The organism is uncultured Brevundimonas sp., from assembly GCF_963974615.1.
Taxonomy (GTDB): Bacteria; Pseudomonadota; Alphaproteobacteria; order Caulobacterales; family Caulobacteraceae; genus Brevundimonas.
The window spans coordinates 13,198-35,330 of the sequence record NZ_CAXBDH010000013.1 but is presented as its reverse complement, the minus strand read 5'-3'; the positions used below and the strand labels follow the sequence as shown (position 1 = coordinate 35,330).

General features: G+C 66.8%; 24 protein-coding genes. 6 read left to right on the top strand and 18 right to left on the bottom strand.

Annotated features, from left to right (window positions below):
* Nucleotides 1-7: 7 nt before the first annotated feature.
* The 11 genes from ssb to AAC050_RS10325 form a co-directional block, all read right to left on the bottom strand.
* Nucleotides 8-493, bottom strand: a complete 486-nt coding sequence (gene ssb / locus AAC050_RS10375; protein WP_339915010.1) for a single-stranded DNA-binding protein — start codon at nucleotides 491-493, stop codon at nucleotides 8-10.
* A 73-nt stretch (nucleotides 494-566) separates the two neighbouring features.
* Complete coding sequence (locus AAC050_RS10370; RefSeq protein WP_339915009.1) at nucleotides 567-1,004, bottom strand: hypothetical protein; 438 nt, start codon at nucleotides 1,002-1,004, stop codon at nucleotides 567-569.
* Nucleotides 1,001-1,675 carry a hypothetical protein gene (locus AAC050_RS10365; protein WP_339915008.1) on the bottom strand — a complete coding sequence of 225 codons (675 nt, stop codon included), beginning with the start codon at nucleotides 1,673-1,675 and terminating at the stop codon, nucleotides 1,001-1,003. The genes AAC050_RS10370 and AAC050_RS10365 overlap by 4 nt, the downstream gene beginning before the upstream one ends.
* A gap of 79 nt (nucleotides 1,676-1,754) precedes the next feature.
* Nucleotides 1,755-4,319 (bottom strand): transcriptional regulator, encoded by a 2,565-nt coding sequence (locus tag AAC050_RS10360; protein ID WP_339915007.1) that lies wholly within the window; start codon nucleotides 4,317-4,319, stop codon nucleotides 1,755-1,757.
* 292 nt (nucleotides 4,320-4,611) lie between these two features.
* Nucleotides 4,612-5,448 (bottom strand): flagellin, encoded by an 837-nt coding sequence (locus tag AAC050_RS10355; protein WP_339915006.1) that lies wholly within the window; start codon nucleotides 5,446-5,448, stop codon nucleotides 4,612-4,614.
* Between the two features lie 130 nt (nucleotides 5,449-5,578).
* Nucleotides 5,579-5,860, bottom strand: a complete 282-nt coding sequence (locus AAC050_RS10350; RefSeq protein ID WP_339915005.1) for a hypothetical protein — start codon at nucleotides 5,858-5,860, stop codon at nucleotides 5,579-5,581.
* A gap of 101 nt (nucleotides 5,861-5,961) precedes the next feature.
* Nucleotides 5,962-6,795, bottom strand: coding sequence for a flagellin (locus tag AAC050_RS10345; RefSeq protein ID WP_339915004.1), 834 nt, complete (start codon nucleotides 6,793-6,795; stop codon nucleotides 5,962-5,964).
* Between the two features lie 398 nt (nucleotides 6,796-7,193).
* On the bottom strand, nucleotides 7,194-7,607 hold the full coding sequence (locus AAC050_RS10340) for a hypothetical protein (protein ID WP_339915003.1): 414 nt from the start codon (nucleotides 7,605-7,607) through the stop codon (nucleotides 7,194-7,196).
* 127 nt (nucleotides 7,608-7,734) lie between these two features.
* Nucleotides 7,735-8,007, bottom strand: coding sequence for a hypothetical protein (locus AAC050_RS10335; protein ID WP_339915002.1), 273 nt, complete (start codon nucleotides 8,005-8,007; stop codon nucleotides 7,735-7,737).
* A 154-nt stretch (nucleotides 8,008-8,161) separates the two neighbouring features.
* A complete protein-coding gene (locus tag AAC050_RS10330) occupies nucleotides 8,162-9,643 on the bottom strand; it encodes a DUF2793 domain-containing protein (RefSeq protein ID WP_339915001.1) in 1,482 nt (493 codons plus the stop codon).
* A 208-nt stretch (nucleotides 9,644-9,851) separates the two neighbouring features.
* Nucleotides 9,852-10,313 carry a DUF4112 domain-containing protein gene (locus tag AAC050_RS10325; protein WP_339915000.1) on the bottom strand — a complete coding sequence of 154 codons (462 nt, stop codon included), beginning with the start codon at nucleotides 10,311-10,313 and terminating at the stop codon, nucleotides 9,852-9,854.
* Nucleotides 10,314-10,356: 43 nt separating this feature from the next.
* Between AAC050_RS10325 and AAC050_RS10320 the strand changes: the two genes are divergently transcribed.
* A complete protein-coding gene (locus tag AAC050_RS10320; protein ID WP_339914999.1) occupies nucleotides 10,357-11,331 on the top strand; it encodes an endonuclease/exonuclease/phosphatase family protein in 975 nt (324 codons plus the stop codon).
* On the opposite strand, the gene AAC050_RS10315 is transcribed toward AAC050_RS10320, so the two are convergent.
* Genes AAC050_RS10315 through AAC050_RS10290 form a run of 6 tightly spaced genes read right to left on the bottom strand, consistent with a single transcriptional unit; the run spans nucleotide 11,312 to nucleotide 16,203 of the window.
* Nucleotides 11,312-12,544 carry a CCA tRNA nucleotidyltransferase gene (locus AAC050_RS10315; protein WP_339914998.1) on the bottom strand — a complete coding sequence of 411 codons (1,233 nt, stop codon included), beginning with the start codon at nucleotides 12,542-12,544 and terminating at the stop codon, nucleotides 11,312-11,314. The two genes, AAC050_RS10320 and AAC050_RS10315, sit on opposite strands and share 20 nt — an antisense overlap.
* On the bottom strand, nucleotides 12,541-13,203 hold the full coding sequence (locus AAC050_RS10310) for a CoA pyrophosphatase (RefSeq protein ID WP_339914997.1): 663 nt from the start codon (nucleotides 13,201-13,203) through the stop codon (nucleotides 12,541-12,543). The genes AAC050_RS10315 and AAC050_RS10310 overlap by 4 nt, the downstream gene beginning before the upstream one ends.
* A complete protein-coding gene (locus AAC050_RS10305; RefSeq protein ID WP_339914996.1) occupies nucleotides 13,200-13,769 on the bottom strand; it encodes a DUF1285 domain-containing protein in 570 nt (189 codons plus the stop codon). Before AAC050_RS10305 ends, AAC050_RS10310 begins: the two co-directional genes overlap by 4 nt.
* A gap of 41 nt (nucleotides 13,770-13,810) precedes the next feature.
* Nucleotides 13,811-14,305, bottom strand: coding sequence for an N-acetyltransferase (locus AAC050_RS10300; RefSeq protein WP_339914995.1), 495 nt, complete (start codon nucleotides 14,303-14,305; stop codon nucleotides 13,811-13,813).
* 34 nt (nucleotides 14,306-14,339) lie between these two features.
* The gene (locus tag AAC050_RS10295) at nucleotides 14,340-15,113 is read right to left on the bottom strand and encodes an enoyl-CoA hydratase (RefSeq protein WP_339914994.1); all 774 of its coding nucleotides are present in this window, start codon (nucleotides 15,111-15,113) and stop codon (nucleotides 14,340-14,342) included.
* 1 nt (nucleotide 15,114) lies between these two features.
* Entirely contained in the window at nucleotides 15,115-16,203 is a 1,089-nt protein-coding gene (locus AAC050_RS10290; protein ID WP_339914993.1) for an MBL fold metallo-hydrolase, read from the bottom strand.
* A gap of 232 nt (nucleotides 16,204-16,435) precedes the next feature.
* Between AAC050_RS10290 and AAC050_RS10285 the strand changes: the two genes are divergently transcribed.
* From AAC050_RS10285 to AAC050_RS10265, 5 genes are all read left to right on the top strand, one after another.
* On the top strand, nucleotides 16,436-17,395 hold the full coding sequence (locus tag AAC050_RS10285) for a hypothetical protein (protein WP_339914992.1): 960 nt from the start codon (nucleotides 16,436-16,438) through the stop codon (nucleotides 17,393-17,395).
* Nucleotides 17,396-17,467: 72 nt separating this feature from the next.
* The gene (gene xth / locus AAC050_RS10280) at nucleotides 17,468-18,265 is read left to right on the top strand and encodes an exodeoxyribonuclease III (RefSeq protein WP_339914991.1); all 798 of its coding nucleotides are present in this window, start codon (nucleotides 17,468-17,470) and stop codon (nucleotides 18,263-18,265) included.
* Nucleotides 18,266-18,267: 2 nt separating this feature from the next.
* The gene (locus tag AAC050_RS10275; RefSeq protein WP_339914990.1) at nucleotides 18,268-18,783 is read left to right on the top strand and encodes a hypothetical protein; all 516 of its coding nucleotides are present in this window, start codon (nucleotides 18,268-18,270) and stop codon (nucleotides 18,781-18,783) included.
* 83 nt (nucleotides 18,784-18,866) lie between these two features.
* Complete coding sequence (locus tag AAC050_RS10270) at nucleotides 18,867-19,772, top strand: cobalamin biosynthesis protein CbiG (protein ID WP_339914989.1); 906 nt, start codon at nucleotides 18,867-18,869, stop codon at nucleotides 19,770-19,772.
* A gap of 70 nt (nucleotides 19,773-19,842) precedes the next feature.
* Nucleotides 19,843-20,790, top strand: a complete 948-nt coding sequence (locus tag AAC050_RS10265) for a glutaminase (protein ID WP_339914988.1) — start codon at nucleotides 19,843-19,845, stop codon at nucleotides 20,788-20,790.
* 272 nt (nucleotides 20,791-21,062) lie between these two features.
* Here the strand turns inward: AAC050_RS10265 and AAC050_RS10260 are convergent, their stop codons facing one another.
* Nucleotides 21,063-21,860 (bottom strand): hypothetical protein, encoded by a 798-nt coding sequence (locus AAC050_RS10260; RefSeq protein WP_339914987.1) that lies wholly within the window; start codon nucleotides 21,858-21,860, stop codon nucleotides 21,063-21,065.
* Nucleotides 21,861-22,133: the final 273 nt, after the last annotated feature.

Genomic DNA, 22,133 nt, shown 5'->3' with positions numbered 1-22,133 from the left:
TGTCGTCCTAGAACGGGATGTCGTCGTTCAGGTCGTAGCTTTCCTTGGGGCCGCTGGGCTTGTTGGCCCCGCCGGTCGAGAAGCCCGAGGCATAGTCGTCGTCGCCGCCGCTCCGGCTCGCACCGCCGCCGGCCGAATCATTGCGGCCGCCCAGCATGGTCAGCTCGCCCTTGAACTTGCCGACCACGACCTCGGTCGAATATTTCTCGACGCCCGACTGGTCGGTCCATTTGCGGGTCTGGATCGCGCCCTCGATATAGACCGTCGAGCCCTTCTTCAGATAGTTCTCGGCCACCTTGATGATGTTGTCATTGAAGATGACCACCCGGTGCCACTCGGTCTTTTCCTTGCGCTCGCCCGAGGACTTGTCGCGCCACTGCTCCGAGGTCGCCAGCGACAGGTTGCAGACGCGCTCGCCCGAGGTGAGCGAACGAATCTCCGGATCCTTGCCCAGATTGCCGATCAGAATGACCTTGTTGACGCTGCCCGCCATAGCCGAGCTCCCATGCTTGAGTTTGAAGCGCGCAACCTAGTCGATCACGCGCCAATGTTCCAGTTTTGTTCGTCTAGTTTGCCGGTTCCGGCGGTGGCGCGGCCACGGCGATCGGCGTCCCGTCGATCTCCCGCTGGATCGCCGCCGGAATCGCCAGTCGGCCGTCCCCGGTCCGCGCCAGGGCCATAAAGCGGTTGCCCTCCAGCGTCTTCGAGAAGGAGACGCCGAAACGGTCGATGAAAATAAACTGCCCCTGATAGGCTCCGATGACGTCGCGCCGGGTACCGCCCATACGCAGGAAGCGCAGGCGCATTTCCTCAAGACGCGCGGCACAGAATTCGATCTGGGCCTGATCCCGGGCCAGGACGCTGAAATCCGGCACCCCTTTGCCGTCTTCCGCCAGGTTGACGGCGTAGCAGACTCCCGGCGTATAGGGGGCCTCCGTCGCGCCCTGACAGGCTGCGGCGGCCAGACCGGCGGCAGCGACAGCGGCGACGGTCAGGGCTCTCATCGACCCAGTCCCGGAAACTGACAATTGCGATCCTGCTCGGCCAGGGTGCGGAACCGGGCATTGTCGCTGGACTGTTCCACCCGGCGCGGCACCAGCCGCAGCGTGGTATCGCCCCAGCGACCGTACAACGCCTCACCGGGCCGTACGCAGGTGCCCGAATACAGGGCCTGGACGCAGGCGTTGAGGCCCATGTTCGATGACAGCGAACGCCAGTCGGATCCGGTGTGACGCAGACAGGCACTGCCGGCGGCCACCGGCGTCGACGCGGGCTGGGACGGCTGGCTCGGCAATGTGACGCTGGGAGCGGGATCGATCTCGACCATCTCGACTGGCGGCAGGCGCGGCGGCGGCGCAAAGGCTGCGGTCGGGGCCGCGGCCAGGGCCCCGGTCTCATCCAGCCCGACATCGAGCGCATCCGTCGCCAGACCGTTGCGGCGAGCGCAATCGGTCAGGGTGGCCATGCCGATGAACTGGCCGTCGACAAAACAGCGCAGTTCCCGCGTCGGTTCGAGGCTCGGTGCATCCGCGACATCGACCGTCAGCCCGCCCATCGACGCAGGCGGTGCCTCCGATGACCGCCGTCCCCCGCTGAAGATCAGGGCCGCGACAATAGCCAGAAGCACGGCGACGCCGGCACCGATCGCCAGGATAGTACGGTTGTTGAAAGGCATTGAAGGCTCGCGCAGCTGAGGCGACCCAATAACCCCGTCCGGGGCCGGGGCGTCAACCGGGAAGGTTCAGTGACCGGCGCTATCCACCGAGACGGGCGAGGCCTGCCCTGTAGTTGGCGAGTTGCGCCGTCAGATAGGCCGGGGCCGTACCTGTTATGGCCGGCTTGGTCGAGGCGGGGGACAGCGAACGATAGGCGCTGCGCAGAGCCTTCATCGCCGCCTGCAGCCGGTCGCCGGTCGCCTTCAGATCAGCCGGAGCGAGCGAAAGGGTCCTCGGCAGATCCAGGCCGAAGGTCTTGATCGCTGAGTTCGTGCCGTCGGAACCGACAAACCCCGGGGACAGGCCGAGTCCGGCGAGCGCGTCGCGCCCCGTCTCGCCGGCCGTCAGCACCGCACCGGTCTTGCCGTCACGGGCCGCCACCGTCAGGCGCTGCAGACCGGTGAGCAGGGCGGTACGGATATCGCCCGACATGGCCGTCGACGCCGCCTCCGAGGAGACGGTGACCTTCAGCGTATTCCGCGAGGCCTGCTCGATCTTGCGGGCAAGGCTTTGCAGGGTGTCACGCGCCTCGATGGTGACCGCCATCGGGCGCCCCCCGCTGGCGGGTGCAACGTAGAAACGATCACCGCTGCGAAGCGAGGTCGAATCCAGCAACCTCTTGGAATCGTTCTGATCGATCTCACCCTGCGGCAGACCCAGGCGGTCCAGCACACTGGCCCCACCCGTGGTGACGGCGAGGGTGAGCGGCGCTGCCTGCTGGCCGTCTCCGGCCCAGGAGCGGGTCCATTCGACCACACCGGTCAACGGATCGAGCCGGGTCAGATAGCCCTGGGTCGGGTCCTCGGGCTTGGCCCCGATGGCCCGGTCGGCCACACCGGTGATCCAGACCTTGCCGTTATGCACCTTCACATCCGCCGCCGTATCGTCGCCGGCGGCTCCGTAATAGGTGAGACGGTCCGCCGCCGAGGCGACCAGGGTCGTGTCCAGCACCGCGACAAAGGCATCGGTGCCGCCCGAATGGACCGTATTGACGGTGGCGACGCCCAGCGCCGCATTACGCGTCGTGCCCGTCAGAATAACCTTACCTGCGGACACGGCGATTCCGGCGATCTTGCCGCTGGCGACGCCCAGGTCCCGGGTCGCCGTCAGGGTCGGCGCGCCGGCACCGAGCGCGAACTGGCGCACAACGATGCGACCGTCCTCGACCCCGGCAGAATACAGGTTCGTACCGTCGATGGTGATGGACTGAACGCCATCGTCGCCTGTGGTACCGAACTGGTTTACCCCCGACGCGGTCGCGATCGTCGGAGCCGAAGGGTAGGCTTGGCTTTCGGTGAAGGACTGAACATAGCCGTCCCAGCCACCGACGCTGCCGCCCCCCGGAATGGCGGACCGGGCCCGCCCGCCGACATAGACGGTTCCGGTGGGGCCGAAGCTGACGGATGTGGCTTCGTCCGCCGCCCGCGCGCCCCGGCGCTGGGTCCAGAGCTCCTCACCGTTGGCATCGAAAACCGTGACAAAGCTGTCCGCGACGGTCGCCACGTCACCGGTCTTGCCGGGCTCAAGTGCCCCTACAACCGATCCCGCGACCGCGACACGCCCGTCCGTCCCCACGGAAATCGCATAGCCGCTCGCGGTCGATGCCGCTCCGAGGGCGCGGGTCGCCACCAGACGACCGGCGGAATCATATTTCATCAGCGCCACGTCACGCTGGCCCTTGATCGGCTGATTGGCCGGACCGGCGTCGATGTCCGCGACGACCCATAGCGAACCGTCCGGCCCGGTCGCACTTGCGCGCACGGTTTCCACACCCGGCGGCATGGCCGTCTGCAAGGCACGCCCGTCCACCCAATGGGTGTCGCCGGTGTTCGGGCCCGTAATTACCGGGGCGGTGCCGAGGTCCGACTGGAATTTCAGCAGCTGATGCCCGCCCGTAAGGCCGGCGTTCTGAACCACATAGACAGCGTCAGAGGTCTGGGTCGTAGTGAAGCCCACGACCTCGCTGCTGTCTCCCCGGATCGAAAGGGCCCAGCGGTCAGGTCCCGCCGGCAGGGTCACGGCCTTGCCCCCCACGGTAATGGTCTGGGGTTCAGCCTTGAGAAGCTCGCGACCGACCCGGGTGACGACACCGGCCGTTTGGAGCTGTGTATTGATGTGGGTCAGCACATTGGTCAGGCTTCGGGGTGTCGTCCCCATACCGGCCAGGTCGATCGGTACCGCGGTCGTCACCCCGGCGTTGCGGATCGTGATGTCGAAGACGACGGTGCCTGAAAAGGCCGCCACGACAGAGTCCGGATCGCCTTCGTGAATGGGGCCGGTGATCGAATTGGTATTGTCCCGGGGGACACCCGCAGTCGTCTTGCTGAGCGCGGACGTCGTGCCCTGCACCAGGCGCAGCGCATCAAAACTCGTCGCCGACAGATATTTGCCGACCTCGTCCAGCCCGGAGGCGAACCGCTTCTCGATCAGGGACAGTTCCGGTGAGGATACGCCCTTTACCCCCGAACGACTTACGAGCGCGTTCAGGGTTTCAAGGCCTTGATACAGTGCGAATAATTTCCGATAATCCGAAGACGCCCCCTTCAGGTCGAGCTGGGCGGCCCCCTCATCGACAATGCGACGCCCGGCAAGAGCCGTGCGCACCAAGGCATCAGGCTTGGGAAGCCCGTAGGCCGCGCTCCACGGCGCGGTCGGCTGCTTTTTCTGGACAGCCGCGGACCTACCCGTAAAGGACCCGGAAGCCCCCGAATAATCCAGACCGAATAGTCCTAGAACATAGCTGTTGTTGATCACCACAAACTCCCGTCCCTCAGTGTGGGCGGCGCCGGGTAACAACCCCTTAACAGATTGACGGCGGGGCATTAACCGAGTCGGGGTCGGACAAGGAAATCAGGGCCGTGCGCTTACGACCGGGAGCCTCAACTCAGGGCGGGCGTTAGCCGCCCCGGAACAGCGACAGGATGATCTGCGGAGCCTGGTTGGCAATCGACAGGGACTGGGCCCCCAGCTGCTGCTGCACCTGAAGGGCCTGCAGACGAGCACTTTCCTTGGCCAGGTCGGCATCAACCAGATTGCCGATGCCCGACTCCAGTGTGTCCATCAATTTGCTGACGAAGGTCTTGTGCGCCGCGATCTGCTTGGCCTGGGAGCCGATTTCTCCGAGCGCCGCGTTCAACTGGGTCAGCGAGGCGTCGAGCTTGGTCAGCGCCGTTGACGCCCCCGTGGTCGTCAGCAGGCTGTCTGTCAGCGAAAGCGTAATGATCGACCCGCCCAGCGAGAGGTTTTTTGCAGACAGGGTGATGGTAGACGAGGCGTCGGCATTGGCCAGGAACTCGATTCCGACCGTCAGGCTGCCGTTGAGAATATTGCCGCCGTCGAACGCCGCATTCTGCACCGCAGAACCGATCGCGCGAAGCAGGGCCTTGAAGTCCGAATCCAGCAACTGGCGCGACTGGGTGCCCAGCGAAGTATCCTTCGCGGCGACCACCTTTTCCTTGAGCTGGATCAGCAGATCCGAAACCGATTCACCGGCAGACAGGGCCACATCGGCGATCGAGGTGGCGCGGTCCAGGCTCTGCTTGACCGCCCCCAGAGCCCCGACGTCTGCCCGTTGGCCCTGGGCGATGGCCCAGATCGCGGCATTGTCCTTGGCTCCCTGGATCTTCAGTCCGGTGCTGATGCGATTCTGCACATCGCCCAGACGTTCATTCGTCCGGGTCAGATTTTGCAACGCAATGGCGGCGGCTACATTGGTATGGACGCTATTCGTCATCCGACTCGATCCCTCAGCAATTACTCGCAAGCTAGAGGTCGATTCGTGTCCGTATGGTTAACGCGCGCTAACCACGCCGATTAACCGCGCGGATCGCTCCTGCGCGGCGGTAGGGATTTTTTCGCCCCGTTCAGACGGAGGTGTCGATCACCGCTCCCTCGACGTAGTTCCCCTCCTTGAGGAACTCGACGATCTGCTCACGAGGCAGTTGGCGGACGACTTCACCGGTAACCCGGTCCAGCGTCTTGTAGATGAACTGCCCTTCACGGGCGCCCTCCTCAATGACCAGGCGGTAGCGATTGGCACGCTCCGCATCTTCAGAGGCCTTGGATCGGGAGAAATCACCTCCGGTGGCGGAACCACTGACGGCGACTACGGGCGGTACGATGTCTATCCTTGCATTGTTGTTCATGGGTCCTGCCGGTGGCTTTCGACCGCCGGCTCCCGGTTAGTGCCCGGTGAATGGTCGGGCGGAACCGCGCTGTGCGGTTCCGCCCTTCCCATTCAGTGTTCCTAGCGGAACAGGCCGAGCAGGATGGAGGTCGAGGAGTTGGCAATCGACAGAGCCTGCACACCGAGCTGTTGCTTGGTTTGCAGTGACTGCAGTCGGGCGCTCTCCTTGGCCAGGTCGGCGTCCACCAGGTTACCGACACCGGCTTCAATCGAGTCCTGAAGCTTGCTGATGAAGGTGAGGTGAGTTCCAAGCGAGTTGGAGCCGGTACCCAGACGGGCCAGCGAAGCACCGATATTGGTGATCGACGCATTGACCAGGGCCAGGGCGGCCGTCGCATTGGTCGAGGTATCGACGACCGTCGTCGCAGCGACCGTCACGTTCGCACCGCCCAGAGACAGGTTTTCACCCGCCACCTTGATGGTGCTGCCAGTGGCATTGGCCAGCGCCTTAAAGCCGGCAGTGCCGGTCGAGCCGTTGATCAGGTTAACGCCGTTGAACGCAGCATTGGACACCACGGTGGCGATCTGGTCACGGATGGATTTGAAGTCCTCGTTCAACGCACTGCGACCGGAAGTCGACAGCGACGTATCTGTAGCGGCGAGAGCTTTTGTCTTCAGTGAGTTCAGCAGATCCGCGATCGACTCACCGGCGGCCAGGCTGACATCCACGGCCGACTGGCCACGCTGCAGGCTGTCCTTAACGGAGTTCAGGGCACCAATTTCAGCACGTTGCCCCTGGGCAATTGCCCAGATGGCACCATTGTCTTTGGCGCTCGAAACTTTTTGACCGGTGTTGATGCGGTTTTGAACCTGCGTCAGTTCCTTGTTGGTAACTTGCAGGTTCTGCAGGGCAATCATTGCGCCTACGTTTGTGTTCACGCTGTTCATAGCCATGACACGTCATTCCTTCTTCTGGTGTCCGACGCCATTTTGGCTGCCGGGAGCGTTCTGCTCAGACCCTTCGCAGCAAGGACGAGGCCACAGCACCGGTTGAAGGCAGATTCACAACGCGCTGTTATTTATACGGTAGTTCTTGTTTACCACGTCGATCGCCCGGCAGGATGTGCCGGTTTGGCGATCAGGGCGGCAGATTTTGCCGGGCCCCCGGCATTTTCTGCCGGTTCGGACGCCGTCCCGGCCCATCGTCGGGCTCCCCACGCAACCGCCACCGGTCCTGAAGGGCCCTTTCCGCCCGCAAGGTCTCAACCGCCAGACGCCGGGCGGCGTCACAGGCGACCAGATCCGCGCCCCGCGTCATATAGGCGACTTCCAGATCGGCCAGACCGGGCTGTTCAACCAGTTGTTCCAGTCGACACGGTGTCGTCGCCGTCTCCGGCAGGGTCAGCCGCGGCGGTATCGGCGCAGACGGCGGGCGATATCCGGCACAGCCGGCGATCATGAGCATGCAGACGCCCGGCGCGCTCCGGATCCAGGGGTTCAAGGGCATCTTCGGCGCTCCTGGCCTGGGCCAGGGCCGGTGCGGTCACCCGCATCACAGCCAGGGCCTGTTGATGATGACGGTCCAGGGCCAGCCGTTGACCGGCCTCCCCCTCGATTTCCAGCCGACGGGCAGCGGCATCCGCGCTCGCGACCTCGGCCCGGGTCTGGGCCGCCTCCAGACGTCGTCCGGCGAGATTCAGCGGGTCCCAGCGAAAGCCCAGTCCCCGCCCGGCCACGACCACAACGAGGATGAGCAGGACAAGCACAACACTTCCCCACCCGGTCGCCGTCAGGACTCCTGGCAAGGACGGCCGCTTCACGGGAAAACCTTCCGGTTCAGCTCGAAACGGGGGCCGTCGAGCCGGGCATACGAACGACGGCTGAGCCGGAAACTCATGACCGTCCTCCCCCGCCCAGCCGCAGGCGCAGATTGGCCAGAAGGGCCACCATCTGCTGCGCCGTCGGAGCCACCAGATAAAGCACCAGGATCAGGGCCAGCAGCGTCATCAGCCCGTCGACCATCCGGGGCATAGTGTCGGCCGGTACCCGCGCCACAGCCCGGTCCAGCACCGTCATCAGCCCCGCACTGATCGCGAACACATAGAGTCGTCGCCACAGCCAGCGCCCTTCGGCGAGAGAGGCCGGCACAGTCATCGGGTCGGTCATCGGTCGTCCTCCGGATCGGTCGGCGGGCCGGGTGACCTGTGCCAGCCGGGTCCCGTCTCATCGCGACATTGTTCAGGTGAAAGGTGGTCGGGGGCATCCCGGACGGATTCATCCAGAAGCTCGGTCTGTCGGGGTCTGGGGGTCATGATCCGGCTCATCCGGACACCACCAGCCAGACGACCCCGGCACCGCCTGAGCCGCCGGTTCCCCCCTGGGTCAGGCCAGCTCCGCCACCACCGCCGCCCGCACCGTGGAGTCCGCCCGCGCCACCGTCCTGTCCGGAACTTGCGGCCGAGGCCCCGCCCCCGCCGCCACCACCACCGGCCCAGTGAAGCGTCGGCAGCGGAGCCGCCTGTCCGCTGGCTCCGGCCCCGCCGGATCCGCCCACGCCGCCGTCGGCCGCAATCCCCAGCACAGCCCCGACTCCGCCCGGGCCGCCCTCATGGGCGATGTCGGCCGGATCCAGTCCGCCTCCGGCACCCCCTCCACCGGAACCGTCAGGACGGATCAGAGCCTGACCGGCACTGCCCGGTCCGGCAGGGGTCGCCCCGCCACCGTCATTGGCCGGAACGACACCCGCGCCGCCCGCGCCCCCGGTGCCGGAAACGCCGTCCCCGACCGCGCCCCCCTGTCCGGCCATTGCAGTCAGCAGCACCTGTCCGCCCTGTGAGACCTGACTGATCCCCCCGGCCTGACCGGCGATCCCGACACCCCCGGTTCCGCCACCACCGACCTGGACCGTCAGTGGTCCCGCGAGGGCTGTGGCAGACCAGCGGGCCCGGCTGATGCCGCCTGCGCCGCCGCCACCGCCGCCGAAGCGGGCGGTTCCCCCCGCCCCCTGCGCCCCGGCACCGCCGCCGCCGCCGCCGCCGACGCAGACGGCCTCGACCGTCGATGCCCAGTCCGGTGGCGTGAACACTCCGTCCGCGGTGAAGACCATAACCGCGACCCGGCCACTCCCTTGCGGGAAGCTGACCCGTCCGGAACCGGCGTCCACCGAAAAGGCCTCGTACCAGCTGGTGCCATCGGCACTGACCTTGAGCCGAAGATCGTTGTCACCGATCAGACCCAGCTCGGCCCGGCCGCTCCAGCCACTCTGGAACAGCAGCGACAGCACATCGGCCGCGCCCTCCTTGTTCAGGGTCAGACGCAGATCGCCGTCCCCGCCCTGCCCGGCTTCAAGGGCCGTCCACAAGGCCGTGTTCAGTCTGGCGGCAAAGGGATTGGTCGCATCCGCCGTGGTGTTGACGCCCAGCCGGCTCAGTCCCTGGACCTGACCCAGGCGATCACCCAGAGCTTCCCAGACCCCGCCGCTGCGCACCACCAGTTGATCCTCATCGAGAATGGCGGCGATCACCCCGTTCGGCACCGCGACGGCGGTCCACCCGCCCGCCTCGGCCCGCATGAGGTCGCCGGGCGCGGCCAGGGCCCAGGCCGTACCCGTCGCGCCCGGCGGCAGGATGTAGAGATCGCCGTCTGACGGCGAGACCGGCTGACCCTGCTGCGTGCGACTGATCACCGCCGGATGAACGAGGGCATCCAGCCGGGTCAGCGCCTCATTGAGGGTGACGTGTTTCTGCATCTGGCCGGCGGCGAGATAGGGCAGGCCCAGTCGGGCGCTGGTGTCGTCGCTCATGAAAATCTCCGTTTCAGCTTTCGGAGATCAGTCTGGTGCCGCGCCGGACCAGGGCGGGAAGATGCAGGGCCTCAAGACCGCAAGACCTTGCGGCTCAAGCGATTGCACGACATCCGGAAGGTGGATTCAGCTCAAACATGTCGCACGCGCCCGGGCCGCGACAGCCTGTCTCGCGGCGTTCAGCCGGTCTCAGGCGATCGGGGGCCGCTCAGCTATGCAGATAAACGATCCGGCGTTTCTGCCGGTCCTGACGCATCGCCTCAACGTGCCGTTCATGATCGCCCGAAGCGCGGGCCTCGCGTTCGCCGTCCTCGACCCAGTGGGTGGTCTCGATATGTTTCTGCAGGGCGTTGGCGGCCATCAGCTGGCCCGGGAAAAAAGTGTCGACCAGGTCGCCCGCGACCGGCACGGTGCCAACCGCGGTATCCACCGCCATATAGGCCGCCATCCGCGCCAGGGTGGACGGCGTGGCCTGGACCCGTATTCCCTGCAGCAACAGCCAGCCCCCGGTCGCCACCGTATAGACAGTCCCGACCACGGGGATCCAGGTCAGCAAGGCGTCCAGACCCCAGCCGAACGGGCCGATACCGATGATCCGGTCGGAAAGCTTCTTCACGCCCTCGACATTCGTCCAGATCTTTTCGATATCCCCGATGCTACGTCTGGCCATTCAGTCGTCTTCCATTCGAGATCGCAACAGGACATCCCGATCAGTGATCACCGAGATTGGCAAGTCCGTGCGTCCGCTGCTGAAGCCGGCCATCGCCCTCATCATCAGTGCATTCACGGGCGTTTTGTTGCTGATCGCGATCGCCGCCCTCAGCCGGATCGAGCATCGCTGGGCCGACATCCTTGCCCAGTTCACCGCCCCGGCCCTGGCCATGGCCCTGATGCTTCTTGCCCTGTCGTTGCTGCTGCGCCGGCCAGCGACAGCCGGTCTGGTCGCCATCGTCGCCGGGGTCCTGCTGATCGCCGTCTGGCCGCAGTGGGCCCCCTCGGACAATATCGCCCGACCCGACGCACCGATGGTCAGACTGTATTCGGCCAATCTGTGGGCCCGGAACACCGATGTCGAGGCGATCCGCCGCTCCATAGCGACCGCCGATGCCGACGTCGTCATTCTGATCGAGCTGGGTGACGTTCCGGCCGGCCGGCTCGACGACATTCTGACCGGCTATCCGCACCGGGTGATCACGCCGCGCGTCGACCGGTACGGCGGGGCCGCCCGCTCCCTGATCGCCTCGCACTATCCGCTGACCGCGGTCGCCGACGTGGCCGACGGTCTGCAGGACGTGGTCGCCGTGGCCGAAACCCCGCTCGGCCCCGTCAATGTCGTCGGCGTCCACCTGACCCGGCCATGGCCGTTCCAGTACCAGTGGGGCCAGATCAGCCAGGTCCAGGCCCTGGCCCGACGGCGCGCCACCCTCACAGGGCCGGTGATCGTCGCCGGGGATTTCAACAGCGTTTCGACCGGCCGCATCGGTCGTCAGGTCCAGGCTGAAGCGGGTCTGGTTCCCGCCCCGGGCTGGCCAGGGACATGGCCGTCGATTGCCCCGGCAGCCGTGAGCATGACCATCGACCAGGTCTATCGCTCGCCGGACCTGGCCTTCGTCAGCCGCCGGCTGGGCCGTCGGACCGGGTCAGACCACCGGCCGGTCGTCACCGAATTCACCCTGGCGGCGGACTGAGCGCCGGGTCGAGCAAAGCCCTCAGCCGGGCCTCGTGACCGTCGGCGGGAAAATCGTCGGCGATCCACCCGGCCTCGAAAGCCTTCAGTAACCGCCCTGTTTCCGGCCCCGGGGTCACGCCCAGCCGCGCCAGATCGCGTCCACCGACCGGCAGGGACGGCACCGCCCAGCCGGCGATGAGCGTCGTCAGCCGCTCGTCGTTGGCCGGGTCGCTGGACACGGCCGCCCGCTGGCGCATCAGCGCGTCCTCCACCGCCCGCCCCCCCAGCCGGTACACGGTCGCCCTTGCTGCCCGGTCACTCATGTCCGGCTGTACAGCCGTCGCGGCTTCCGCCCCCGCTACCAGCCGGTCCCGCACCGCATTCGACAGGCGCAGCCGCACAGCCAGCGCCCGCAGACCGTCGGCATCGGCCGGCACCAGGCCCGCCAGCCGCAGGACCGGGTCGGTGGTCAGGTCGCACAGGCGCTGGAACACGGTCCCCGCCATCGCCTCGGGCAGAAGCTGCGCCAGCACACCCGTCGCGGCCATGGCCTGAACGGCGCGATGCGGGTCAGGCGCGGCCAGCAGTTTCATCAGCTCCGTCGACACCCGTTCCGCCGACAGACGCGCCAGCCCTTCGACCTCGGCCGCGCAGGCGGCCATCGCCGCCGCATCCGGCACGTCCCGACCGTACCAGGCGTAAAATCGGAAGAAGCGCAGGATCCGCAGATAGTCCTCGCGAATGCGGACCACCGGATCGCCGACAAAGATGACCCGCCCGGCCAGGGCGTCCGCGACCCCCTCGCCCGTGGGATCGTAGATCCGTCCCGTCAGGTCCGCGTACAGGGCATTCAGGCGGAAATCGCGCCGCGCCGCATCCTCGCTCCAGTCGTCGGTGAAGGCGACGGTGGCCTTGCGGCCGTCGGTCGACACATCCCGGCGCAGGGTGGTGATCTCATAGGGCCGGTGACCCGACACGGCCGTCACCGTGCCGTGCGCCAGACCTGTCGGCACCGCCTTAAGCCCCGCCTTCCGGATCGCTGCAAAGGCCGCCTCCGGCTCCAGCGTCGTGGCGATGTCGATGTCGGCGACTGCCTGACCCAGCAGGGCATTGCGCACACTGCCGCCGACGAACCGGGCACAGTCGGGCCCGCCCGCCGCCTCCAGCGCCGCGAACACGGCCCGCGTCGCCGCACTGGTCAGCCAGGGCTGGTCCTGCAGGCGCGCGGTCACGCGGCATCCTCCGCTGTCGCCACATCGGCCTCCGGATCGTCGCCGTACAGGCGGGCACGTAACGCCCGGACGATCCCGGCGGTCACGCCCCAGATGTAGCGTTCTTCCCACGGCACGGCCCAGTACCAGCGTCGCGGCTGCCCCTCGCGATCGTAAAAGTCCTGACGATGATTCAGGCCGTCCATCAGAAAGTCCCACGGCACTTCGAACAGTTCGGCGACCTCGTCCGGGGCCGGCACCACCTCCGGCGGCCGGTCCAGCCAGCCGATTACCGGCGTCACCAGAAAGCCGGTCCCGGTCTCATAGGCGTCGCCCAGTCCCAGCACCTCGACCCTGTCAGAGGCCAGGGCGACCTCCTCCCAGGCTTCGCGCAGGGCGGCCACGGTGGCCGTCTCTCCGGCATCCAGTCGACCGCCGGGAAAGGCGATCTGTCCGGCGTGACTGGCCAGACTATCGGCACGACGCGTCAGCAGCACGGTGGCACCCTCCGGTCTGGCAATCACCGGCACCAGCACGGCGGCCGGCTTCAGCGTCCGTTCCGGCCGGTCCGCGTCCGGATTCAGATCAAAGTCCGACCGGCCCGCCGTTCGGTCCGGCGACCAGTCCACGACCGGTTCCAGCCGCGCGGTCAGACGCTGTTTCAACGACGGCAGGCTCATTCGACCCCGGCCCCGACCGGTCCCAGCGCAAAGAACTCGCCGTCGCTGCGAACGACCAGCCGTCCGCCCTCAACCGTCGCCGTCTCGACCAGCTCATAAAACAGCGAGCGGACGATCCGGGCCCACAGGTCGCCGCGCACATGCAGGCGCGGGGCCGGCTCGCCGGTTACCGGATCGGTCTCGACCACGATCGGATGGTCGGCTCCGGCCTCGACCGTGTCGCCGACATCGGTGGTGAAGCGCAGCCGTCCATCGTCGCGCTCCAGCGTCACCGCCCGAAACGGCAGGTCCTCGACCTTGATCTTCAGCTTCTCGACCGGCGTGACCAGATGATAGCCGTCAGGGTCCTTGCGCAGCACGGTCGAGAACAGCCGCACCAGCTCGGCCCGGCCGATCGGCGAACCCTCATGCATCCACACGCCGTCGGCGCGGATGATGATGTCGATGTCGCCGCAATGCTCCGGATGCCACAGATGCACGGGCGGCAGGCCGCGCCCCGGAGCCTGTTTCGCCGCCCCGGCCACGGCGGCCAGTCCTCCGGTCTGTTTCTCGGCTCGATCGCTCATCCGTCAGACTTAGGCGTGCCCGGCCTTTCGGAAAAGGCGTGTCAGCCGATCGGCCGCACCGGACCACTCACCGACGGCACGGTCAGGGGCAGCCACAGCAACCGGCGTCGGTCCACCGGCCCCGGCAGATCGACGTCCGGTGAGGGCGCAAAGCCGAAGCGCGAGAAATAGGGCATGTCCCCGACCAGCAGAACGCCGGACACACCCTCGGCCCGGGCATGGTCGACACAGGCGGCCACCAGATCCGCGCCCAGACCGGCGCGACGACTGACCGCCTCGACCGCGATCGGCCCCAGGAACAGGGCGTCGGTGTCCCCGACACGGATCGGCCACAGCCGCACCGAGCCGATGACCCGGTGGTCCTCGCGGGCCACGAAACCGGCCAACGACACCATCTGTTCGCGCAGGCGTTCCGCCGTCTTGGCGAATCGGCCCGGGCCGAAGGCAGCCAGCACCACGGCCTCGACCGCCGCAGCGTCAGCGGCGGTTTCGACGTCTATGCGCACGGTCGGGTCATGGGCGGCGGAATGGGTCATGGGCGGGCGCTGATAGGGCCATGGCCCGACCAGATCAATCGGCTTTGAAAAAATCCGGCACCCGCTTCTGACTGAAGGCCATAAAGGCCTCCATCGCCTCCGGGCTGCGCATCTGGCTGCCGAAGGCCTCGCCCTCGCGCTGCATCAGGGTCCAGAGGTGTTCAGCGTCGCGCATCAACTGCTTGGTCTTGCGGATCGAATTGGGCGCGCGGGTCGCCAATTTGCGGGCCAGGTCCTGCGCCGTGGCCTCCACCTGATCGGCAGGAACGGCCCGGTTAGCCAGACCCCAGGCCAGGGCCGTGCGCCCGTCGATGGCCTCGCCCAGGGCGAACAGTTCAAAGGCCCGAGGGTGGCCGATTGCCGCCGGCAACAGCATCGACGACGCGGCCTCCGGGGCCAGGGCCAGATTGATGAACGGAGCCGACAGCAGCGCGTCCTCGGCCACCACCACCATGTCGCAATGCAGCAGCAGCGTCAGGCCGATGCCGACCGCGCGCCCCTGCACCGCCGCCACCGCCGGCTTGTCCAGATCCGCCAGCGATTTCAGGAAGCGAAACACCGGCATGTCTGCGGCTTCCGCGCCCTGCGACCCCAGGGCGATGAAGTCGGCGATGTCATTGCCGGCCGAAAAACTGTCGCCTTCGCCCCGGAACAGCAGCACCCGCACCGCATCGTCGGTCCGCGCCCGCTCGGTCGCCTCGGCCAGAGCGGCGTACATCGCTTGGGTGATGGCATTCTTCTTCTCGGGCCGCGCCAGGGTGACAGTCAGGATGCCGCCGTCGAGGGTGGTCAGGATATGATCGGTCACGTCAGGTCTCACTGCTTGAGGTCAAGGTCCACCAGTCCACGCCATCGGCGTCGCGGGCAACCTGTGCCCGGCCGTTGCGGGCCAGATAGTTGAGATGCGCCAGGCTTTCGCCGGTCGCCATGCCCAATAGCTCGTCGCCGATGGCGCGGGCGAACAGGGCACCGAACACGTCCACGGCACGACAGGGCTTGGCCAGCGTGCGCTCCAGCCGCTTCAGGCCGGTCTCATGGCCCCGGATCAGGGCATCGAGCCGGGCCTGAACGCCGTAGAACGGCTCGCCGTGCGACGGCAACACCAGGGTCGTTTCCGGAAACACGGTCTTCATCCGCTTCAGCGAGACCAGCCAGTCGCCCAGCGGGTCGGCGGCGGGCTCGGTCGGCCAGATGGCCACGATCGACGAAATGCGCGGCAGGATCTGGTCCCCGCCCAGCACCACATCGTCGGACTGCCGCCACAGACAGGCGTGCTCCGGACTGTGGCCCTCGCCGATCACCACGCGCCAGGCCCCGTCGCCGATCGTCAGGACCTCGCCCTCGCTCATGCGGGTGAAGACTGTCGGCAGCGGCCGCACGACCTTGCCGAACCCGCCGAAATGCTTGCGGTAGCCGGCGACCTGAGCCGCACTCCAGCCTGCGGCGTGATAGAAGACCGCCCCGTCCTCGGGGGCCGGCTGGCCGGTGTCGGCGATCAACATGCGCGCCATCACATATTCCAGCCGCGTCATCAGCAGCGGCACCTGGAACCGCTCGCACAGCCAGCCGGCCAGGCCGATATGGTCGGGATGCATATGGGTACAGATCACCCGCTTGACCGGTCGCCCACCCAGTGGTCCGGCCAGGGCAGCCTCCCAGGCGGCAATCGAGGCGGAGGTGTTCAGGCCGGTATCCACCAGGGTCCAGCCGTCACCGTCTTCCAGCGCATAGACATTGATGTGATTGAGCGCCATCGGCAGGGGCAGTCGCAGCCACAGCACGCCCGGGGCCACCTCGACGGCCTCACCACTGCCGGGACGATGCGGAAACGGATAGGTCAGACCCCGGCCGTCGACCGGTGCCGTCGCTTCGTCGGGAAGGACCACGCCGTCCGCCAATGAAAGTCTCCTTTGAAAACCTAGCCACCATGCCCCGCCCGGGCGACGGGGTCCAGAGCCGAACGACCTGAATGCCACCGTCACCGGCCAGCCACGTCGAGCGCGGCGCGGACCCGGCAGGTAGCAGGCTCGTGTTCATCCGATGACCACAGACTGGTCTCATCCGCGCCTTGACCGCGCCCTCGACGGACGCCAAGGCTGGGGGACAAGAGTCTAGTCCAGGAGTTTTTTGGTGCTCAGAAGCAAATTTACCGCTGCCATCGGGGGCGCGTTCGTCCTCGCCATGACGACCGTTCAGCCGGCCGCCGCCCAGACCAACCCGGACTATACGACGGATTCCGCCGCCAAGCCCGAGGCCACACAGGAGGAGTCTCCCAACCGCCGCCTCGGTCGTCATGAACGTCCGCGCCGGCAACCTCGCCCGACTGCGCCGGTCGCCCCGACGCCCGAAGAGCTGGTCGCCAGCGCCCAGCTCATAGCGACAGCCGCCGCGATCAATTGTCAGGTCACCGAAGCCGTCGAACTGGGTCTGACCACGGAACAGGAAGCCGTATACGAAGCCGCCTGCGCCACCGGCCCCGGCTATATACTGATCTCCTCGACCCCGCCCCAGGGCGTCGACTGCGTCCTGCTGGCCGGTCAGGGTCAGATCGCCCGGGCCGCCGATCCCGCCGCTGATGTCGGTCAGCAATGCACCCTGCCGGCCAACCAGAACGTCATCGCCGTGGTCCAGGCCTATGCCAACGAGGCCGGCGTCGACTGCACCGTCGACCGGGGCTCCGCTATCGGCAAGACCTCCGAAGAGCATCTGATGTATGAGGTCGGTTGCGCCAACCAGGGCGGCTACTGGCTCGAACAGACCCCGGCCGGCTGGAAGACGACCGCCTGCTGGGAACTGGTCGGACGTCAGTACACCTGCCGCTACACCACCGAACAGCAAGCCAACAGCGCGTGGAAGTCGGTCCTGGCCGGCACCGATGCCGCGGCCTGCGACGTGACCCACAGCCGTCGGGTCGGCACCGACGCCGCCCAGCTGGCGATCTATGAGGTCAAATGCGCCGTCGGCGATGGTTTCTTCGTCCGGGTCGGCGATGATCGCCACGCCCAACGGGTTCACCCGTGCGCCGAAGCCACCCATATCGGCGGTGGTTGCACCATCGGCGTACCGGCTGCCGTAACGCCCGCGGAATAGAACGCCCCGAAGCCGGTCCGGCAGGCGCACGACGCCTTGCCGGACCGGCCGGCTCCGCCTAGCGTCCGCGCCATGCGCATCGCCACCTGGAACGTCAATTCCGTCAACGCCCGCCTGCCCACCGTGCTCGAGTGGCTCGAGGCGGCCAGTCCCGACGTCGCCTGCCTGCAGGAAATCAAATGCGTCGACGAGAAATTCCCACGCGAGGCCTTTGAGAGCCTCGGCTACAACGTCGAGACCCACGGGCAGAAATCCTACAACGGCGTCGCCCTGCTCTCGAAATATCCGCTGTCCGACATCCGCCGTGGCCTGCCCGGCGTCGACGCCTCAGGCTTCGAGGCCGAGTTCGAACAGGCCCGCTATATCGAAGCCCTGATCGAGGCACCCCGCCCTGTCCGGGTCGGCGGCCTCTACCTGCCTAACGGCAATCCGGTCGGCACGCCCAAATTCGACTACAAACTGGCCTGGTTCGACCGTCTCCACGCCCACGCCCGCGACCTGCTGGCGCTGGAGGAAGCCTTCACCCTGTGCGGCGACTACAACGTCATTCCCGAACCCCGGGACGCCGACAAGCCAGAAACCTGGGCCGGTGACGCCCTGTTCCAGCCCGAAAGCCGCGCCGCCCTGCGTGCCCTGAAATTCCTCGGCCTGTCCGATGCCGGCGAGCTCGGGAACCAGCCTGACGGCACCTATACCTTCTGGGACTATCAGGCCGGGGCCTGGCAGCGCGACCACGGCATCCGCATCGACTTCCATCTGCTGTCGCCCCAGGCCGCCGACCGGTTCCGCGGTATCGTGACCCATCGCGACGCCCGCGACATGGAAAAACCCAGTGATCACGTCCCCGTCGTCGTCGAACTGGAGGACTGAGCGTGGCGGACGCCTTGCGGGTTTTTCTTCTGGTCGCCCTGACCGCGGCGGCCCTGACTACGGCGGCCCTGGCCCTGGCCTGGTGGATGGAGCCCGGCCGTCGCCTGCGCCGCGCCCTGATGAAGTCACTCGGTGTCACGCCGGAAGCCGAAGCCCTGTCTCCGGGCGAGGGTCGCGCCGCCGGTCTCGATTTCGACGGTGCCCAGATCGCCGTGCTCTGGAACCGGGGCAGCCACGGCCTGGTCTATGGTTTCGAGGAGATCGAGGGCGGCGAGATCATCGTCGACGGCCATGTTCTGGCGCGAATCCGGCGCGGCGAGGTGCGCAAGGCGCTCGACGTTCTGGCCCCGGATGCCGAAATGGTGGTGCTGCGGCTGCTGTTCGACGACGCCCGTCATCCGGAATTCGAACTGGCCTTGTGGAATGCGACCCTGCCGGCCCAGACCGGCTCACCGGCCGAGGCCCTGCGTCTGGGCCGACGCTGGCTGTCGCATCTGGAAGCCCTGCTGAAGCCCTGAATAATGCCCGGGCCCTTCCGGTCCGGCGGGCCGGGCGCTAGAACCTCGCATTCTGTTCGTCCCGAGTTCCTGAGGAGCCCGCCGTGGCCCGCCTTTTCGACGCCTACATCATCGCTGACTGGACCGCCGCCGAGGGCAAGAAGCTCGGCGATCAGTCGATCTGGATCGGCGTGGCCAAGCGCGACGTCCGCTTCCGCCTGTACAGCGAGACCCACAATGTCGCGACCCGGGTCGAGGGCGAGAAGCTGCTCACCTCCCTGCTAGCCGACCACCGCAAGCGCGGCGACCGGGTCATGGTCGGGTTCGACTTCAACCTCGGCTTCCCGACCGGCACGGCCGAACGACTGAAACTGACCGGCACGCCGTGGGCGGCGATGTGGAAATTCCTTGCGTCCAACGTCGTCGACAAGGCCGACAACACCAACAACCGCTATCAGGTCGCGGCCAAGATCAACCGGCTGATGACCGACAACGCCTGGCCGATGTGGGGCGCGCCGGCCAGCCAGGCCCAGCGCTGGCTGACCACGACCAAGCCGCCCGCGGGCTCGTCGGCCGACATCCCCGAACACCGCGCCACCGAGATCGCCGCCCGTCGCGGCAAGCTGCAGCCCAAGGGCGTCTGGCAGATGCACGGGGCCGGGGCCGTCGGCGGCCTGACCCTGGTCGGCATCCCGATGGTGCGCCGTCTGGTCGAGGCGCTGGGCACCGCCGCGGCCGTCTGGCCGTTCGGCACCGGCTGGCGCGAACTGGCCCCCGACGACGTCGAGCCGCTGTCGACCCTGGTGGTCGAGGTCTGGCCGGCCCTGTTCGAGGCCACGCCCGCCCCCGGCGAGTTCAGGGAACAGGTCCAGGTCCGCACCGCGGCTGAAGCCTTCGCCAAAATGGACGACAAGGGCACCCTCGCCCGCGCCTTCGCACCGCCCAAGGGCACCGATGAAGCCGTGATCGCGCAGGTCGAGTCCGAAGAAGGCTGGATCCTGGGGGCCTGATCGCCGCAGGACGTCGGGTGTGAAGACAGGCTAGGGTGGACATGCCGATAGCGGTGAGCGACCGAGTTTCATGCACGACCTGAGCGCCATCGTGGCCGACATAACCGAAGAGATGCAGGCCGCCCCGGATCGGGGCCGGCCGGCCGGTTACATCCCCGCCCTGGCGCGGGCCGATGTCAGCCAATTCGGCATGGCGATCGTCACCGCAGACGGCAGCGTCCATACCGGCGGCAGTGCCGACGCGCCGTTCTCGCTGCAGAGCGTGACCAAGGTCTTCGCCCTGACCCAGGCGCTGGGCCGGGTAGGCGACCAGCTGTGGGACCGTGTCGGCCGCGAGCCCTCCGGCAGCGCCTTCAACTCCATCGTCCAGCTGGAATCCGAACACGGTATCCCCCGCAATCCCTTCATCAACGCCGGGGCCATCGTGGTCGCCGATGTCAATCTCGCCCGGGGTGCGCCGGGTGCCGCGCTGGCCGAGCTACTCAATTTCGTCCGCTACCTCGCCGATGACGACACCATTGCCGTCGACACCGAGGTCGCCGCCAGCGAGCAGGAGACCGGATTCCGCAACGTCGCCCTTGCCAACTACATGAAATCTTTCGGCAATTTGCGCCGCTCGCCTGAAGAGGTCCTCGATCTCTATTTCAGTCAGTGCGCGATCGCCATGAGTTGCCGCCAGCTGGCGATGGCCGGTCGCTATCTGATGGCCGCCGGCCTCAACCCCACCAGTGGCCACAGGGTCGTCCCGGAAGCCCGGGCCCGGCGGATCAACGCCCTGATGCTGACCTGCGGCCACTACGACGCCAGCGGCGACTTTGCCTTCCGCGTCGGCCTGCCCGGCAAGTCGGGCGTGGGCGGCGGAATCCTCGCGGTCGCCCCCGGACGCGCCGCCATCGCCGTCTGGTCGCCCGGCCTCAACGCCCAGGGCAACTCCCAGCTCGGCACGCTGGCCCTCGAGCGGCTGGCGACCCGCACCGGCTGGTCGGTGTTTGACCGGGGTGCCATTCCGGATAGCTGAGCCTGCGGTACCTCACCCCCGTCATCCTCGGGCCTGTCCCGAGGACCCATTCATCCGTCCGCACAACGGTTGAAGTCTCGCACGTCATCATCCGCCTGCGTCCCCCTACGGATCGCACCCGCTGACCGATGGGTCCTCGGGACAAGCCCGAGGATGACGGAGGTGAGATTGTCGGGGTTGAATGATGCGCGCGCGTTGGGTCAGCCCGGCTTGGCCGGGTCAGACTGACGGGTCGCGATCGAGAATGTCAGCTATGGGGTGGGAAGCGGACCTTAGGCAAACAGCCCCTTCCGCGCCCGTTCGATCGCAAAATCCGCCTCGATCGCCCATTCTCGATCGAACGGGAACATATCGTCCTTCAACACCGAACTCGTCCTAGGCAGGTCGAGTTTGGAATAGTCGGCAGGGATCGCCAACGCCAGTTCCCACGCCTCTGAGTCGACATTCTGGGACAGCCTGCTGAGGACGAAGCGCATCCAGTATAGGATGAACCATTGGTTTTCCGCTATTTTTGGCGAACCCCGTCGCTTCCCGGCGTGGATCTCATCTATCTGGATTATAGCGGTTCGAGCGGCCTCATAGGCCACTTCCACCGCACCGGTTCGCTCGCAGAGATCGGCATAGAAGGCGTTGAGCATGACCGGCGCGCGAGACGATGGCACCTCTGCTCCATAGGCCCGATACGCTTTCTCGGCAGACTCTTTCGCTTGTATGCTTTTGCCCGCATTTCTGAGAACAACAGCGTGGGCTAAACGGACGCCCGCAACGGGGTGTCTCATCATCGCTTCCCTCGTTCTGCCCACACCTCTGGATGCGCTGCCCCCAGAATAGAAAAGCCTCAAGATCACCGTAGCGATCAACATTCCGGCTGGGACTACCATCCAACCAAACAATGGAGGCGTGCCCGCGCGAGTGGCCCAGATGCCCAGAAGGCTGGTCGCAAGGCTGAGAGTTGCGACGGCTAGGGCCACCACTATCCGTATGCGCCATAGGGCTTTGACAAAGAGGAGGGCTGTCAGTGTGAAGACCGCTGGTGGCCCAAAAAATTGATAAAGCTCCCACTCGGTCATGCGATTACACGGCTTTCATCAGGGGCGCAGGGCAAAGACAACCTACGCTAGGGCGATGCCTCTGTCGCCCTGTGTTGAGACAGGTGAGCAAGGTCCGCAATGGGTCGAGAGCCGCCAGTCGCTTACGGCTGGACAACGGACGTTCGCGAGCATAGCCGTAAACGATGAAAGCCAAGCGGATCGTATTGGTCGTGGCGACCTTGTTGGCCCTTATTGTCACCGCATGGGTTGGGCTGACTATCGCCGCGAATGTCGGCGTCGATTTCTCTCTGC

Excerpts from the sequence above, each read along its gene's own strand:
- AAC050_RS10345 (WP_339915004.1), bottom strand. The coding sequence starts at position 6,795 with ATGGCTATGAACAGCGTGAACACAAACGTAGGCGCAATGATTGCCCTG.
- AAC050_RS10300 (WP_339914995.1), bottom strand. The coding sequence starts at position 14,305 with ATGACCCATTCCGCCGCCCATGACCCGACCGTGCGCATAGACGTCGAA.
- AAC050_RS10350 (WP_339915005.1), bottom strand. The coding sequence starts at position 5,860 with ATGAACAACAATGCAAGGATAGACATCGTACCGCCCGTAGTCGCCGTC.
- xth (WP_339914991.1), top strand. The coding sequence starts at position 17,468 with ATGCGCATCGCCACCTGGAACGTCAATTCCGTCAACGCCCGCCTGCCC.
- AAC050_RS10310 (WP_339914997.1), bottom strand. The coding sequence starts at position 13,203 with ATGAGCCTGCCGTCGTTGAAACAGCGTCTGACCGCGCGGCTGGAACCG.
- AAC050_RS10260 (WP_339914987.1), bottom strand. The coding sequence starts at position 21,860 with ATGACCGAGTGGGAGCTTTATCAATTTTTTGGGCCACCAGCGGTCTTC.
- AAC050_RS10325 (WP_339915000.1), bottom strand. The coding sequence starts at position 10,313 with ATGGCCAGACGTAGCATCGGGGATATCGAAAAGATCTGGACGAATGTC.
- AAC050_RS10335 (WP_339915002.1), bottom strand. The coding sequence starts at position 8,007 with ATGACCGACCCGATGACTGTGCCGGCCTCTCTCGCCGAAGGGCGCTGG.
- AAC050_RS10265 (WP_339914988.1), top strand. The coding sequence starts at position 19,843 with ATGCACGACCTGAGCGCCATCGTGGCCGACATAACCGAAGAGATGCAG.
- ssb (WP_339915010.1), bottom strand. The coding sequence starts at position 493 with ATGGCGGGCAGCGTCAACAAGGTCATTCTGATCGGCAATCTGGGCAAG.
- AAC050_RS10365 (WP_339915008.1), bottom strand. The coding sequence starts at position 1,675 with ATGCCTTTCAACAACCGTACTATCCTGGCGATCGGTGCCGGCGTCGCC.
- AAC050_RS10330 (WP_339915001.1), bottom strand. The coding sequence starts at position 9,643 with ATGAGCGACGACACCAGCGCCCGACTGGGCCTGCCCTATCTCGCCGCC.
- AAC050_RS10355 (WP_339915006.1), bottom strand. The coding sequence starts at position 5,448 with ATGACGAATAGCGTCCATACCAATGTAGCCGCCGCCATTGCGTTGCAA.
- AAC050_RS10305 (WP_339914996.1), bottom strand. The coding sequence starts at position 13,769 with ATGAGCGATCGAGCCGAGAAACAGACCGGAGGACTGGCCGCCGTGGCC.
- AAC050_RS10370 (WP_339915009.1), bottom strand. The coding sequence starts at position 1,004 with ATGAGAGCCCTGACCGTCGCCGCTGTCGCTGCCGCCGGTCTGGCCGCC.